The following is a 14,834-nucleotide window of genomic DNA, read 5'->3' on the forward strand; positions in this document are numbered from 1 at the left end:
CGCTCGGAAATCACGTACCCGGCGTCTAAGGGGACGCTGAACGAGAAGCTATCACCGTAGGTCACATCGATGGCGGAGCCGGTTACCTGTGCATCAGCAAGCGTGAGAATCCCATGCGCGTGCGATGGAGGAGGGTCTCCCTGCGCCCCCGTCACAGGCTGGGGAACCAGGGCAATGGTTAGCCAGATTGCCAGGATCAGGGCCAGCACCAGGTGACGGGCCCACGTCTGGTGCCCTGCTACAAGCCTCGCACCTTCTGGCATACCTCTCACCTCCTGTCCAAAATACCACATACACTGCCGTCTTTCAACCGCAAGGCATTCCTTGACAGTTGTGCGTGCCGGGGGTTATATTGGAGGTAACCTTCAGCCCATATCGGGATAATGCAATGATGGGGATGAGTAACCGCCGAGTACGGGCAAAAAGAGAGCTGGCCAAGGCTGAAAACCAGCGCCTCGGGAAAGCGGCGAACATGGCCCCTGAGCATCCATCCGAAACCCTGCGCCCGACCGGTGGCGGGGGGAGTAAGTCAGGACGGGGGCGCCCGTTACCGCGCTAGGGTGTGGCGGGCACACTGCACCTCAAGAGGCGTTCCTCCCAAGAGGGGCGCGAACCAGGGTGGTACCACGAAGGATTCAATCCTCTCGTCCCGGGATCCTATCATCGGGGCGGGGGGATTCTTCTGTTGGAGGGATTTCGATGGGGAAGGAACCATTCTACATTACGACTCCTATCTACTACGTGAACGACGTGCCACACATCGGCCATGCCTACACCACCATAGCATGCGACGTCCTTGCGAGGTTCAAGCGCCTCGCAGGGTACGATGTGTTCTTTCTCACCGGGACCGACGAGCATGGCCAGAAGATCGAGCGGATGGCACTCGCGCGTGGCGAGAAACCGAAGGAGTACGTCGATGCCATCGCTGGGGCGTTTCGGGCGCTCTGGAGCCAACTTGACATCTCGAACGACCACTTCATCCGTACCACGGATCCAGAGCATATCCGGGTAGTGCAGCAGATTTTCCAGAAGGTCTATGGCTCTGGCGACATCTATCTGGGAGAGTACGAGGGTTGGTACTGTACCCAGTGCGAGACGTTCTTCCTCGAATCGCAGCTTTCTATGGGCAAGTGCCCAGATTGTGGGCGGGCGGTGGAATGGCTGAAAGAAGAGAGTTACTTCTTCCGCCTGTCCAAGTACCAGGACCGGCTTCTCGAGCACATCGAGGCAAACCCCGACTTCATCCAGCCTGTCGCCAGACGGAACGAGATGGTCAACTTCATCAAGGCCGGACTCGAGGACTTGTGTGTCTCCCGCACGACCTTCGAGTGGGGCATCCCGGTCCCGTTCGATCCGAGGCACGTAGTGTACGTGTGGTTCGATGCCTTGACCAACTATATAACAGCTGCGGGGTACCTATCTGATGACGAGAGGTTCAGGAGGTACTGGCCTGCGGATGTGCATGTCATGGGCAAGGAGATAGTCAGGTTCCATTCGATAATCTGGCCTGCGATGCTCATGTCCATGGGCCTCCCTGTCCCAAAGAAGGTCTTCGGGCACGGGTGGTGGACGGTCGAAGGCGAGAAGATGTCCAAATCCAAGGGGAATGTGATCAAGCCGGCGGAATATGCCTCGGAGTTCGGAGTGGACGCCGTCCGTTACTTCGTCCTGCGTGAGGTCCCGTTTGGGCAGGATGGGGATTTCTCCCGGACGTCCTTCATACACCGCACCAACGCGGACCTCGCGAACGACCTGGGCAACCTGCTGAGCAGGACGACCGCGATGATCAACAAGTTTGCAGACGGCCGCGTCCCTGCCCCCGGGGAGTCCGAGGAGATCGACCGGCGGATTCCCGAACTTGCCCGCGAGGTTACCCTGAAGTACGAGAGAGCCATGGATTCCCTTGCATTCCAGGACGCCCTGGCCGAGATCTTCCGGCTAGTGGACGCGGCCAACAAGTACATTGACGATGTCGCGCCGTGGAACCTTGCCAAGACGGACGAGGGGAGGCGTAGACTGGGAACGGTCCTCTACAACCTGGCGGAGAGCCTCAGAATCGCCACGATAGCGCTATGCCCCGTGCTTACCCGGGCGTCGGGGGAAATCTGGCGGCAGCTTGGGCTGTCGGGCCGTCCCGAGGACGCGGGCTGGGAAGGCGTGAAGTGGGGAGGCTTCGTGCCCGGCACCGAGGTTCGGCGTGGGGACCCCGTCTTCCCCAGGCTAGACACTCAGGCCCTGTTGACTGGAGCCGGCACGGCCGGGCGGGCGACGGCGGGGACACCAGGCGAGCCCACCGCCCAGGCTTCCGCAGTGAAGCACGCGAGGCCGGAGAAGCCAAGGAAGTCGGATAGTCAGGAAAAGTCCGGGGTGGCTTCTGCTACCCCAGCGCAAGGCGGTGAGGGGGAGTCCACTGGGGATCGGGACGGGCTTATCTCCATCGATGAGTTCGCCCGGGTGGACCTGCGCATAGCCACCGTGGTCGGGGCGGAGCGCGTAGCTGGGGCGGATAAGCTCCTGAAGCTCCGGGTTGATCTAGGTGATCATACCAGGCAGATTGTTGCCGGAATAGCCAAGCACTATGAACCTGATGCGCTAGTGGGCCGACAGATTGTTGTCGTCGCCAATCTGGAACCGGCCAAGCTCCGCGGTGAAGTGTCCCAGGGCATGCTCCTTGCCGCGTCCACCAATGGCGAACCCAGGGTGTTGGCTCTGCTCACGCCGGACGCCCCCATTGCCCCTGGAAGCAAGGTGAAGTAGGTCTTGATAGTCGACACCCACGCCCATCTCGACGATGAGGTGTTTGCGGGCAAGCTCGATGAGGTCCTTGAGCGGGCGCGGGCGGCCGGTGTGGGGATGGTGATCAACCCGGGCTACAACATCGAGTCCTCCCAGGCAGCCGTCTGGAACGCAGCCACTCACGCTGGAGTCTTCGCGACGGTCGGGATCCACCCGCACGATGCATCGTCTATGGCCGCCGGGGACATCGAGACGCTCTCCGAGCTTCTCGACGAGCCGAAGGTAGTTGCCATAGGAGAGATAGGGCTCGACTACTATCGGGACCTATCACCTAGGGACCGGCAGGTGGCGGTCTTTCGCGACCAACTCGCACTGGCGCGTGAACGAGGTGTGCCGGTAGTAGTGCACAACCGCGACGCTCACCATGATACACTCAAGATCCTACGTGAATTTGCCACGGGAATACCCAAGATCGTCATGCACTGTTTCTCGGCAAGCGCGGAGATGGCCAGGGAGTTCATGAGGCTCGGTTGCTATATCTCCATCGCAGGTCCGGTCACCTACCCAAAGGCCCCGAAGCTTGCTGAGGTTGTGAGGCATGTCCCTCTCACCAGAATGCTCGTGGAGACAGACTCCCCCTATATGGCGCCCGTGCCACACCGAGGCCGCCCGAACGAACCTGCTTACGTGAGTCTAGTGGTGCAGAAGATATCGCAGCTCAAGGAGGTACTGCCCGAGGACGTGGCACGCCAGACCAGCGCGAACGCCGACGCAGTCTTTGGGCTTTCATCATGGTGAGGCCCGAATATCGCCTGGCAGGGTGAAAGGAAAAATATGGAGAACGCGGAATACCCCTCCTGAGACAAAGCCGTCCACCGGTGACCCGGGCACCGTGGGTGGCAGGAGTCCCAGACTACATAGGGAGGGGTTTGTTCATGCCTTCTTGCCGGGTATTGCTCGGCCGACTCCTGGCCGCTGCACTTGCCATCGTGTTTCTAGCATGGGCGGGAGTTGCCCACGCCGCCACCGCACACATGCGGATCCTCGTCGATATACAGTCCTCCGTGGGTGTAGAAGTTGCACAGGCATACTCGTGGGGCAACTTCGACGTCGGGGAGAACGAGTCCGACGAGGTTGAGATCCGGGTCAGGAGCAACGTTCCCTATTCCCTCACCATCCTGGCTGACAAAGTCCACCTCACCGAGTTCGATACTTCCACCCTCACCTACGTCTCCGGTGGGAAGACTCTCACCAACGTGTTGGAGTGGCAGCCCGCGGGCGCCTCGGGTTACACTCCCATAACTGCAACTCCAGTTCTTATACGGACCGGACTCGCCACGACCAGCGCGGGGGATTCCACGTTGGTCAGGTTCAGGCAGATCATGGTGTACGAGGACACGCCTCTGTCAGATCCCGCGCACAGGTACTCGGCGATGATCAGATATGCAGCTATGCCCACGGTATGATCATAGTCCCCGGGGCGGCCGGGCGATGGCTTCGGCCGCCCCGCATCGACTTGGAGGTGCGGCAGAAGTGAGAACTCTGAGACCGCCCATGCTTGCGGTGGTGATCACCATACTGATTGCACTCGCGCTTTCGGAAACGGCCGAGGGCGTGCCCGGGCTCTCCAACGTCAGCAGGGGCCTGACCGGACTTGTGGTCTCCCCGGCCACCATCGAGAAGGATCTCGGACGGTTCCTCTGGTTCGTCGAGACTGACCTCGGAGCCATCACTGTGTCCAATCCGTCCTACGAGCCCATGTGGGTCAAGCTGGACCTGTGCAGGCTCTCCCACGACGCCCTGGGCGTCTTGGAGACGCAGGACGAGCCGGCCCGGGGATCTGATGCCGTGCGTCTGAAACCGCGTACGTTCACGCTGCCTCCGGGAGGACGGGCCACGGTCCGCGCAAGTGTCGATCCGGCCTATTTGACCAAGAGCGGCGAGAAAGGGATCTATGCCTCAATCATGGTCACGAGTCGGCCTGCGACGACCAGGCCCGCCATGGGTGTCCGACCGGTGGGGGCGGTGGGGATCCCGCTCCTGGTGAGGTTCGGTGGCAAGCCCGACGCGAAACTGATTATCACTGATATCCAAGTAGTTGAGACGGATCGCCACGAAGGACGGACGCGTGTGGTCCAGGTGAGAGTGCGCAATGATGGACGAACTCATGTCAGAGCGTCGGGCAGCGTAGCGATAGGCAAGGAAGAAGCCCGGCAGCACGCAGGGGGAGTTGTTCTCCCCGTCGCTCTCGTGCTGCCGGGATGCGAACGAGTACTCGAAGGGCCGTGGCCCGAAGGTTTGACATCTCCTGGCACCTACCATGTCTCGGCTCGGTTGTCCGCCGACGGGGTGACAGTGCCGGGGGCTGGACCCTCAGCCTCAGCCAGAGTTGCCATTGACGAAGCAGAGGCAGCGGCGGGCGGATCCCGGACTAGACTCTAATCTCCATATTGGCCTTACTGGACCGGAGGGTCTTCCTGGACAGGTCATGGATGGTATGGATCTTGCGCACGGTTCCGGTTCGCATTCGCATGACTATCGAGTCAGTCGTCGCCTTGCTTCCGTAGAATCGCACGCCTTTGAGCATGTCACCATCGGTGATGCCTGTCGCCGCGAAGATGAGGCTGGTTCCCTGGGCGAGGTCATCCGAGGCGTACACACGGCTCAGGTCCTCGAAACCGTGCTCGCGCGCCCGGGCGGCATCCTGCTCGTCCTTGATCCACAGTTTGGTCTGGATCTCTCCACCAAGGCACTTCATGGCGGCCGCGGTGATGACGGCTTCTGGAGCTCCGCCGATACCCATGACCATGTCGACCCCGGTGTCGGGTAGCGCGGTTGAAATGGCACCAGCAACATCACCATCGGAAATGAGCTTGATCCGGGCACCGGTCTCTCTGACCTCCCGGATCAGCTCCTCGTGGCGCGGCCGGTTCAGAATGACCACTGTGAGGTCCCGGACCTTGCGCCCCAAGGCTGCCGCCACTACCCGGAGGTTCTCCCTCACGGGGGCGTCGATATCTATGTAGTCTCTTGCCTCCGGACCCACAGCTATCTTCTGCATGTAGAAGGTGGGGACTGGTACCAAGGACCCCTTCTGGGCCACGACTATCACGGAGATTGCGTTCGGAAGGCCGTTGGCCACCAGGCTGGTCCCCTCCACTGGGTCGACCGCGATGTCTACTTCCTGAGTATCCTCGCCTGTCCCCACCTGCTCCCCGTTGTAGAGCATCGGGGCGTGATCCTTCTCTCCCTCGCCGATTACTATGGTTCCTTTGATGTTGACCAGAGAGAGCATGCCCCGCATGCCGTCGACTGCCGCCTCGTCCACGAGATTCTTATCCCCCATACCCATGCACCTGCCAGCGCGCAGGGCGGCGGTTTCGGTCACGCGCACGAGGTCGAGCATCATCTCGCGCTCGCGGTCCTGGACCGTGCTCATTGCGGTATCATTCCTTTCACAGATCAGTACACTTGCCAAGTGGGACTACCACTGACGGTATATTCACGGACGCCACCCCGCATTCCCACAATCCGTCGCCAAAGTAAGAAAGCACCCAAACTAGATTATATCACCCGGCAGGATAAGTGACATTGAAGAGGAAAAGTCCCAGCGGGAGTAAGGAGTGATACACTTGAATCTCACCTACGTAATCGGGCAATCCCTCTATATCAACGTGACTAACAGGTGCCCGAACAACTGTGTGTTCTGTGTCCGCAGGAAGGGATCCATGGACAGCTACGAGCTCTGGCTGGATCGGGAGCCATCTGCCCAGGACATCATCGCGTCCATTCCGGATGCTTCACGCTACCGCGAGGTGGTCTTCTGCGGGTTCGGCGAACCTCTGTGTGCTGTGGACACGGTGGTGGAGGTGGCTCGGGACCTCAAGAAGAGGTTTCCTGGGGTGCCCCTTCGCATCAACACCAACGGTCAGGCGAATCTAATCCACGGACGAAACGTTCTTCCAGAGCTTGCATGGCTCATCGACGTGGTGTCGATCAGCCTCAACGCAGAGACCGCTGACAAGTACGTGGAGCTCTGCAGGCCCAAGCACGGTAAGGCTGCCTACCAGGCCATGCTGGATTTCGCCAGGGAGAGCAAGAAGTACATACCGAAGGTGGTCCTGTCAGTCGTCGCGAGGCCGGGGGTGGACATCGAGGCGTGCCGGAGAATAGCACAGGACCTGGCAGTGGAATTCAGGGTGAGGGAAGAGATCTAGGTCGAAAGGGGGCACGACCCGGTTGAGGAAGGGCCACATACTGTCGATTCTCATCGTCCTGGTCGTCGCCTGCGTGGGTGCCATCGGGTACAACCTCTTCAAATTGCACGAGAAAGGCGTCTTCTCGCCAGGGAACGGGTCCGGGGTCGTAGTCATAGCCACGCCTCCTCTGGATGCGGCGGAGGGCGAGTACCCGGCCGCGGAGAGGGCGGCTGCCAAGTACGGGTCGGGGACTATCCGACACATCACCTACCCCGCAGATTTCGCGGTGAACCAGGAGGCGGCGATCGAGGCCGTGATGCAGGCCGCCGAGGATTCGCGGGTGCGCGTTGTAGTCCTGGCCCCTGCGATCGCAGGTTCAGTCGCCGCCATCCGCAGGGTCAAGGTACGCAGGCCGGATGTGGTCTTCCTCACCGGCTTGCCGGAGGAGGCTCAGGATGTGGTCTCGGACGCCGCGGACTTGGCCCTTGACTTCGATGGCCCTGGTTACGGCCGCGCGATCGTCCGTGCAGCGTCGAGGATGGGCGCCTCTTCGCTTGTCTACTACTCGCTTTCGAGGCACGATGATCTTCCCGTCTATTCCGAACGGCGCCGGGCCATGGAAGAGGAGTGTTCGGCAAGAGGGATTGCCTTCGTGCCCGTGATAGCCGTGGACCCCATGGGGCTGGACGGCGTTGTTGCAGCCCAGGTTTTCTTGGAGGCTGACGTCCTCAGGCAACTCGAGGGACGGGGGAGTGACACTGCTTTCTACACCACCAGCTGCATTCTGGAGGAGTCACTTGTGTCGACACTGGTCTCGGCAGGAGGCATCCTGGCCGGGCAGTGTTGCCCAGGTCCGGCCCAAGGTCTACCGGGGGCGCTCGGCATTGACCTGCCTTTCGAGACCCTGCGGGACCCAGCCCTCACGCTTGAGGCAGTGCTCGCCGCGCTCGAGGAGCGTGGGGCGGGCGAGCGGTTCGCCATTTGGCCCGGGCCTCCCGGAGCGCTCATCGTGGAAGCCCTGGCCGATCTGGCGGTGGCTCTCGCAAGGGACCAGGTAGCCTTGGCTGATCTGCGGGACCCCGGGGTTCTCCAGGCGCGGCTTCTGGGCATGAACTCCCATTGGAGCGATTCCGCCACTGTTACGAGCCATGCTGACCGGCCGAATACCTATCATCTGACAATCGAAGGCATTGTGGCGAGGCGCCGGGACCTCTGAGTGGAGGGAAATGGAGAGTGGTCTCCAGAGCAGGAAATGTTGGTTCCGAGTAGAATATGGTGGACGCCAATACGTTGGACGCTTCCTGGCGTCTGGAATCTCATGTTGAGGAGGAGTAGGTAAATGGCGAGAAGGTATGCCCTGCTAGCCCTGGCACTCACCTTTGTCGTCGCCCTCTCGGGGCTCTCGGTAGCAAGCCCCAGCTTCAAGATTGGCGTGGTCACTGGTACCGTCTCCCAGAACGAAGACGAGTACCGCGGTGCCGAGGCCGCAATCAGGAAGTACCCCGGATTGATCGAGCATCGGACATATCCCGACAACTTCATGCAGGAGCAGGAGACCACTATTGCACAGATCACCGGGCTTGCGGCAAACCGCGACATCAAGGCGATAGTCATCAACCAGGCAATTCCCGGGACCATAGCTGCAATCCGCAAGGTTAAAGAGACCAGGCCCGACATTATTTTCGTCCTGGGCGAGCCGCACGAGGATCCGCCGATGGTCGAGAGGTACGCCGATGTGTCCCTCATCCCCAACAACCCAGCGCGTGGTTACTCCATCATCGCACTGGCTCACAAGATGGGCGCCAAGAAGTTCCTGCACTACTCGTTCCCGAGGCATATGTCATATCCTGAGCTGGCAGAGCGCCGCGACATCATGAAGAAAGAGTGCGAGAGACTGGGGATCGAGTTCATCTTCGTTACCGCTCCAGACCCGATGGGTGAAGGCGGCCTCCCTGCAGCGCAGCAGTTCATCCTCGAGGATGTACCGAGACAGGTCGCCAAGCACGGCAAGGACATCGCACTGTTCTCCACCAACTGCGGGATGCAGGAGCCTCTCATCAAGTCCGTGCTCATGACCGGGGCCATCTTCCCCGAGCAGTGCTGCCCGAGCCCGACCCATGGCTACCCAGGCGCTTTGGGCCTCAAGATCACTGACGACATGAAGGGCAATTTCCCCGCGATCCTCAAGGCGATCAATGCGGAGATTGTCTCCAGGGGATTGGCCGGCCGCTTCGCCACCTGGCCGGTGGCCACCGGGTTCCTGAACACCACCGCTGCTATTGAGATCGCCAAACTCGCGGTGGAGAAGAAGCTCAACATCCGCGACATGGCGGCGGTCCAGAAGGTTGTCGAGCAGGAGGCCGGTTACTCGATGCAGTTCAACAGGCTCAGCGACAAGGGCCAGTTCTACCGGTATCTTGCCGATTCCGTGATCTTCGGCGTGACCGTCAAGTAGCGCACGGCCGATCCTGGCTATCCTGTTTCGCGAGGCGCCGGGCGAAGCCCGGCTCCTCGCGTGTGTATCTGTCTCGCATGTTTATGTGAGTCTGGATTATGCCGAGAGGAGTTGGACGATGTCTGACACGAATGTCCTCGAGCTGAAGGACATCACGAAGAGCTTCTTCGGGACCACCGTCCTAAAAGGCGTCAGCCTCTCCGTGAAGCCTGGCGAGATACACTCCCTCGTGGGGGAGAATGGAGCCGGCAAGACCACCCTCATGAATATCCTCTTCGGGATGCAGGTCATAGCGGAGACCGGCGGTTTTGAGGGTGAGATCGTGCTGGGCGGGGAGAAGGTAACCATTGATTCGCCCCGCCGGGCCATGGAACTCGGGATCGGAATGGTCCACCAGGAGTTCATGCTGCTTCCGGGGTTCACTATCACCGAGAACATCAAGTTGAACCGAGAAATCACCCGGTCCAATCTGGTGAGCCGCCTGTTCGGCCCCGGCCTCGAGACCCTGGACGAGCCGGCCATGCGGCGGGACGCACGCGCTGCTTTGGAGAAGCTGAGTCTGTCCGTGGATGAGACTGCGCCTGTCTGGGGCCTCCCCGTCGGATACATGCAGTTCGTGGAGATCGCACGGGAGATCGATAAGAAGAATGTCCACCTTCTGGTTTTTGATGAGCCCACGGCGGTACTCACAGAGAGCGAGGCCGAGAACCTGCTGGAGGCGATGAGGAGCCTGGCGGCCAAAGGTATCGCGATCTTGTTCATCACTCACCGGCTGGATGAGGTCATGGCGGTATCCGACAATATCACCATCCTTCGCGATGGGGAGGTAGTCGCGAGACTTGGCGTCGCCGAGGCACGCGTGGAGCGAATCGCGGAGCTGATGGTGGGGCGAAAGGTCGAGCGGGGCAACCTGCCTCCCAGGGAGGCGGAACCGCGTGAGGACGACATCATCGTGCGAGTGGAGGATCTCGTGGTCGATATGCCGGGCGAACGTGTGCGCGGTCTGAACCTGGAGGTCAGGCGCGGGGAGATTCTCGGGATCGGCGGTCTTGCGGGCCATGGCAAGATAGGGGTCGCCAACGCAATAATGGGGCTTTACCCGGCCACCGGCAGAGTGTTCAAAGGAGGCGCCAGTGTTCCTCTGAACGATCCCAGGCGCGCGCTCGCATCAGGCATGGCATTTGTGTCTGAGGACCGGCGCGGTGTGGGCCTGCTCCTGGACGAGTCAATAGAGAGAAACATCACCCTCACCAGCATGCAGGTGCAGGGGAAATTCCTTCGTCCCGGGTTGTTCCCGTCTCTCCGTCTAGAAGACAAACAGGCTGTGCGGGAGCACGCCGTGGAGGCCATCCGCGAGCTGGATATTCGGTGCACTGGCCCCACCCAGCCTGTGCGAAGGCTCTCAGGCGGAAACCAGCAAAAGGTCTGCCTGGGGCGAGCTTTTACGCTCCAGCCCGAGGTCTTGTGGGTGTCGGAACCAACCCGCGGCATAGACGTTGGGGCGAAGCAATTGGTCCTCGACTTGCTCGTCAAGTTCAACCGTGAGCACGGGATGACCATCATCATGACCTCGAGTGAGCTCGCCGAGTTGCGGAAGATCTGTGACCGGATTGTCATCGTCTACCGTGGCAAGGTCGCGGGGATTCTGCCGCCGGATGCGTCGGACGTCGACTTCGGGCTTATGATGGCGGGGAAGACCTCTGCACGGAAGGAGGCCAGCTGATCATGGACAGACAGCCGCTCCCTGTGGCACGGACCTTCAGCGGCCTGTACGAAGGCCTGGGTTTGCCTCGCCTGATCATATCAGCCTTTGTGCTTGGCCTTTTCGTCGTTGCGTTCATTATGAAGATGGATCTGAGGATCCTGATCTCAGACTCGCTGGTCAGGATCGGGATGAATGGTCTACTGGTGCTGGCGATGCTCCCGACGCTCGCCTGCGGTGTGGGCCTCAACTTCGGCCTCCCGGTGGGGATAATATGCGGGCTCGTCGGCGGAGTGGCCAGCCTGAACATGGACCTGACCGGGTTCACCGGTTTCCTGGTCGCGATCCTGATCGCCATCCCCTTGGCGATAGGTGCAGGCTATCTTTATGCCATGCTCTTGGACAAAGTCCGGGGGCAGGAGATGATGGTAGGCACCTACGTGGGCTTTTCGGTGGTCGCGGGCATGTGCGTGTTTTGGCTGATGGCACCGTTCCGAAATCCTGCGATGATATTCGCCATCGGGGGACAGGGTCTCAGGTACACACTCACTCTGGATCGAAGTTTCGGGAAGCTTCTGAACAACTTCGCAGCCTTCAAGATCCTGGGTGTGACGATACCTACAGGTCTTCTCTTGTTCTTCGCATTCTTCTGCGTTCTGGCCTACCTGTTCTTCAGGTCCAGGATAGGCTTGGCAATGCTTGCGGCGGGGTCGAACCCACTCTACGCAACATCGTCTGGGATCAACGTGCGCGCTATGCGCACGGGCGGCGTGGTGATCTCGACAGTTCTGGCCGCAATAGGAATACTCGTGTACGCGCAGAGCTACGGGTTCCTTCAGCTCTACCAGGCTCCGCTCTACGCTGCCTTCCCCGCGGTGGCATCCATCCTCATCGGAGGAGCCACACTTCAGAAGGCAACTATAGGGCATGTGGTGATCGGGGCGGTGCTCTTCCACACACTGCTCACTATCGCCCTCCCTGTGACCCAGACAGTCCTGCAGGGCGCGGACATCAGTGAAATCGCGAGGATAATCATAAGCAACGGCATGATCCTCTATGCCCTGACCCGGTCCGTGAGGAGGTGAGCTAATGACTAACAAATCAGTTGCAGCAACTCAGACTCAGCCTTCCCGCGCGGACAGGCCTATTGCCAGGGTGCTCAGGAGTGGCTCTGTGCCAATCTTCTTCACGGTGCTGTGCCTCGCTGGGATCATCGCTGCCCGGCTCGATATCAATTTCCTCATCAAGGAGATCATATCCAGGCTGGGGCGCAACTCGTTCCTCGTGCTGTCTCTCTTGATTCCGGTCATGGCGGGTCTGGGTTTGAACTTTGGGATCGTTATCGGGGCCATGGCTGGGCAGATCGCACTCGTCACAGTCACCCACTACGAGGTAGGTGGGTTGCCCGGGTTCCTGTTGGCCGCCGTCATATCGGTCCCGTTCGCGGTGGTATTCGGTTGGCTCACCGGCATGGTGTTGAACCGGGCAAAAGGCCGAGAGATGGTAACCAGCATGATCATGGGGTTTTTCGCCAATGGCCTGTACCAACTCGTCTTCTTGGTGCTGGTCGGAACGGTCATTCCCATGAAGAACCCGACGCTGATGCTGTCGTCAGGCATCGGGCTCCGGAACTCCATAGACCTGATCGAAGTTGGCGGTTCTCTCGATCGGGCCTTGGACGGCCTTTGGAACGGGCTGGTCATGACGGAGATCCGCGGCATCCCAATAGGGCCGTGGAGAGTGCCTGTGGCCACCTTCCTGGTCATTGCGCTCATCTGTGTGGTGCTGTCTTTCCTGCTCAGAACGAAACTCGGCCAGCAGATGCGCGCCATCGGCCAGGACATGCACATAGCGGAGGTTGCCGGGATCAACGTCAACCGCACGAGGATCATCGCCATCATCATCTCAACGGTTCTCGCGGCGTGGGGGCAGCTGATCTTCTTGCAGAACATAGGGACGTTGAACACCTACAACAGCCATGAGCAAGTCGGGATGTTCTCCATCGCGGCTCTTCTCGTCGGTGGCGCGACGACCCGCCGTGCCACGATATGGAATGCCATCGTGGGAGTGCTGCTCTTCCACACGTTGTTCGTAGTCTCGCCCCTGGCGGGACAGCGAATCCTCGGAATCCCGCAGGTGGGAGAGTATTTCCGCAGCTTCCTCGCGTACGGTGTCATCGCCGTGGCCCTGGCGCTGCACGCATGGGAGAGCCGGTCGAAAAAGTAGTAGTCAAGAGACAAACCTGCCGCGAATAGATATGTGTTGAGCGGACCCTCCAGGGTCCCGAAAGGGCAAGGGGGGTGATGCGGCAGGTGATGTTTCCCGACGACGAGGGCCCTCCGGGCGTACCTACGAGACCACAGGAGATGGACGCCCGGGCGCACCTTATGAGGGAAGCGCGGACAGCTGGCGCCGCTCCTACCCCGGGCCCGAGTCGTGAACCGCGCCGGCTCGAGCAGGAGCAGACGGAAACCTACTCCGACATCTGGGACCCGGGGTGGCAGCCTGGACCGGAGCCTCCGGAAGAGCCGGAACCCGAACCCGAGCCGCCGTGGGGCCCCGACGAACTCGAGGCGGGGGTGGAGGCGGAACCGGCGGAGGCACCCAGGCCGGAGTGGGAGTCCCAGTCCCCGGCTGGAACTGCGCCCGAGCGGGAACTCGAGCCAGAGCCCGAGCGCGAACCCGAACCCCAAGTGAAGGTGGAACCGGAGCGGTCGGAACTGAGAGGGCCGGAGACACTGCAAGAGCCCGAGCAAAGGCCTGAACCGGTAGAGGACCGTAGCGGAGAACCTGCACCCGAGCCGGGCTCGCAGGAGCCGGCCAAGTCCAAGGTGATCGTCTGGAAGGCTTTTCCCAAACCGCGTTTCTGACGCGGAGGAGAGGGGCGGATATCTTCCGCCCCTTCTTCTTTTCCCTTTGAGCCTGAATAACCCACGGGATCCGGACGATAACTGAGATTGGAGGGAAGACTTGGCCTGTGATCAACCTACCGTGCCAGGGGATGTTTGACAACGCGCGGGGCGGCGTGTACGATGTAATCAACTTGAAACTGCGCCTTATCCTCCCGCTGGATGGGCGACGGGGTTATCATGCAGGCACGGACAGGAGGACTGAGAGTGCTACCGGCAAGGACGATCAGCCGACGGCGCGTTGCGCTCGTCCTGACCCTGATCCTTACTGGGCTGGCATCAGGTCTTGCGAGCGACCGAAGCGAAGCAGTAGGCTTACCCCCTGCAAGGTCAGTCGTATTCGGCCCCAGGCCCTTGTGGGCCGCGATGGTGCTTCAGGCCTCGGGAATAAACCCGCCTACGGCAACAGGGGCGGAGATGGGGGCCGTCATGAACTGGGCCACCGCACGGGTGGTGAAGCAGATGGTGGTGGTTCCCAGGCACACGGAGAGAGTCCCGGACCCCGGGATGGACAAGGGCATGACTCGTCTTGTCCAGGCAGGAAGGGATGGTCGTATCGAGCGGGTGTACCTCGTCATGAGGGACGCCGCGGGTGACGCGAGTCAGACCCTCATAAGCCAGCGGGTCATGACGAAGGCGCAACCCCAGGTGATTGCGGTCGGCACCAGGGAACCTTTGCGCGTTCTCTTGACGTCGCGCGGTACATACACCTACCGCAGAGCTCTCACCATGATAGCGACGGCTTACGAGCCGTCCGAGAGATCCTGCGGGAAATACGCCGACGGCTACACGGCAATAGGCATGAAAGCAGTCCCGGGAGTGGTCGCGGTGGA

Annotated in this window: 14 protein-coding genes; 12 read left to right on the forward strand and 2 right to left on the reverse strand. The window is 60.8% G+C overall.

From position 1 onward, the window contains the following. Window positions 1–263: hypothetical protein (locus NUW23_05715; protein MCR4425673.1), on the reverse strand; the 263-nt coding region annotated here is incomplete at its 3' end. A gap of 436 nt (window positions 264–699) precedes the next feature. Between NUW23_05715 and metG the strand changes: the two genes are divergently transcribed. The 4 genes from metG to NUW23_05735 all read left to right on the forward strand — a co-directional run bounded on the left by metG (window position 700) and on the right by NUW23_05735 (window position 5,178). Next, the gene (gene metG, locus NUW23_05720) at window positions 700–2,757 is read left to right on the forward strand and encodes a methionine--tRNA ligase (protein ID MCR4425674.1); all 2,058 of its coding nucleotides are present in this window, start codon (window positions 700–702) and stop codon (window positions 2,755–2,757) included. 3 nt (window positions 2,758–2,760) lie between these two features. Beyond that, a complete protein-coding gene (locus NUW23_05725; GenBank protein ID MCR4425675.1) occupies window positions 2,761–3,534 on the forward strand; it encodes a TatD family hydrolase in 774 nt (257 codons plus the stop codon). Between the two features lie 137 nt (window positions 3,535–3,671). Continuing rightward, entirely contained in the window at window positions 3,672–4,202 is a 531-nt protein-coding gene (locus NUW23_05730; GenBank protein MCR4425676.1) for a hypothetical protein, read from the forward strand. A 67-nt stretch (window positions 4,203–4,269) separates the two neighbouring features. Continuing rightward, window positions 4,270–5,178, forward strand: coding sequence for a hypothetical protein (locus tag NUW23_05735; GenBank protein ID MCR4425677.1), 909 nt, complete (start codon window positions 4,270–4,272; stop codon window positions 5,176–5,178). On the opposite strand, the gene glpX is transcribed toward NUW23_05735, so the two are convergent. After that, a complete protein-coding gene (glpX, locus tag NUW23_05740) occupies window positions 5,168–6,175 on the reverse strand; it encodes a class II fructose-bisphosphatase (GenBank protein ID MCR4425678.1) in 1,008 nt (335 codons plus the stop codon). The genes NUW23_05735 and glpX overlap by 11 nt on opposite strands. A 193-nt stretch (window positions 6,176–6,368) precedes the next feature. Between glpX and NUW23_05745 the strand changes: the two genes are divergently transcribed. The 8 genes from NUW23_05745 to NUW23_05780 all read left to right on the forward strand — a co-directional run. Then, window positions 6,369–6,953, forward strand: a complete 585-nt coding sequence (locus NUW23_05745) for a TatD family nuclease-associated radical SAM protein (protein ID MCR4425679.1) — start codon at window positions 6,369–6,371, stop codon at window positions 6,951–6,953. A gap of 22 nt (window positions 6,954–6,975) precedes the next feature. Continuing rightward, on the forward strand, window positions 6,976–8,151 hold the full coding sequence (locus NUW23_05750; protein ID MCR4425680.1) for a DUF3798 domain-containing protein: 1,176 nt from the start codon (window positions 6,976–6,978) through the stop codon (window positions 8,149–8,151). Between the two features lie 123 nt (window positions 8,152–8,274). Beyond that, window positions 8,275–9,390 carry a DUF3798 domain-containing protein gene (locus NUW23_05755; GenBank protein MCR4425681.1) on the forward strand — a complete coding sequence of 372 codons (1,116 nt, stop codon included), beginning with the start codon at window positions 8,275–8,277 and terminating at the stop codon, window positions 9,388–9,390. 118 nt (window positions 9,391–9,508) lie between these two features. Beyond that, complete coding sequence (locus NUW23_05760; GenBank protein ID MCR4425682.1) at window positions 9,509–11,113, forward strand: sugar ABC transporter ATP-binding protein; 1,605 nt, start codon at window positions 9,509–9,511, stop codon at window positions 11,111–11,113. 2 nt (window positions 11,114–11,115) lie between these two features. After that, window positions 11,116–12,177 (forward strand): ABC transporter permease, encoded by a 1,062-nt coding sequence (locus NUW23_05765; protein MCR4425683.1) that lies wholly within the window; start codon window positions 11,116–11,118, stop codon window positions 12,175–12,177. Window positions 12,178–12,181: 4 nt separating this feature from the next. After that, on the forward strand, window positions 12,182–13,318 hold the full coding sequence (locus tag NUW23_05770) for an ABC transporter permease (protein ID MCR4425684.1): 1,137 nt from the start codon (window positions 12,182–12,184) through the stop codon (window positions 13,316–13,318). 77 nt (window positions 13,319–13,395) lie between these two features. Continuing rightward, window positions 13,396–13,962 (forward strand): hypothetical protein, encoded by a 567-nt coding sequence (locus NUW23_05775; protein MCR4425685.1) that lies wholly within the window; start codon window positions 13,396–13,398, stop codon window positions 13,960–13,962. 246 nt (window positions 13,963–14,208) lie between these two features. Continuing rightward, the coding region (locus NUW23_05780) for a G5 domain-containing protein (GenBank protein ID MCR4425686.1) at window positions 14,209–14,834 on the forward strand (626 nt) is incomplete at its 3' end.

The organism is Bacillota bacterium, from assembly GCA_024655925.1.
In the GTDB taxonomy this organism is placed as follows: domain Bacteria; phylum Bacillota; class DTU025; order DTU025; family JANLFS01; genus JANLFS01.

What these genes read in the sequence shown, in the direction of transcription:
- metG (MCR4425674.1), top strand. Translation starts at nt 700, where the DNA reads ATGGGGAAGGAACCATTCTACATTACGACTCCTATCTACTACGTGAAC.
- NUW23_05730 (MCR4425676.1), top strand. Translation starts at nt 3,672, where the DNA reads ATGCCTTCTTGCCGGGTATTGCTCGGCCGACTCCTGGCCGCTGCACTT.
- glpX (MCR4425678.1), bottom strand. Translation starts at nt 6,175, where the DNA reads ATGAGCACGGTCCAGGACCGCGAGCGCGAGATGATGCTCGACCTCGTG.
- NUW23_05755 (MCR4425681.1), top strand. Translation starts at nt 8,275, where the DNA reads ATGGCGAGAAGGTATGCCCTGCTAGCCCTGGCACTCACCTTTGTCGTC.
- NUW23_05760 (MCR4425682.1), top strand. Translation starts at nt 9,509, where the DNA reads ATGTCTGACACGAATGTCCTCGAGCTGAAGGACATCACGAAGAGCTTC.
- NUW23_05765 (MCR4425683.1), top strand. Translation starts at nt 11,116, where the DNA reads ATGGACAGACAGCCGCTCCCTGTGGCACGGACCTTCAGCGGCCTGTAC.
- NUW23_05770 (MCR4425684.1), top strand. Translation starts at nt 12,182, where the DNA reads ATGACTAACAAATCAGTTGCAGCAACTCAGACTCAGCCTTCCCGCGCG.
- NUW23_05775 (MCR4425685.1), top strand. Translation starts at nt 13,396, where the DNA reads ATGCGGCAGGTGATGTTTCCCGACGACGAGGGCCCTCCGGGCGTACCT.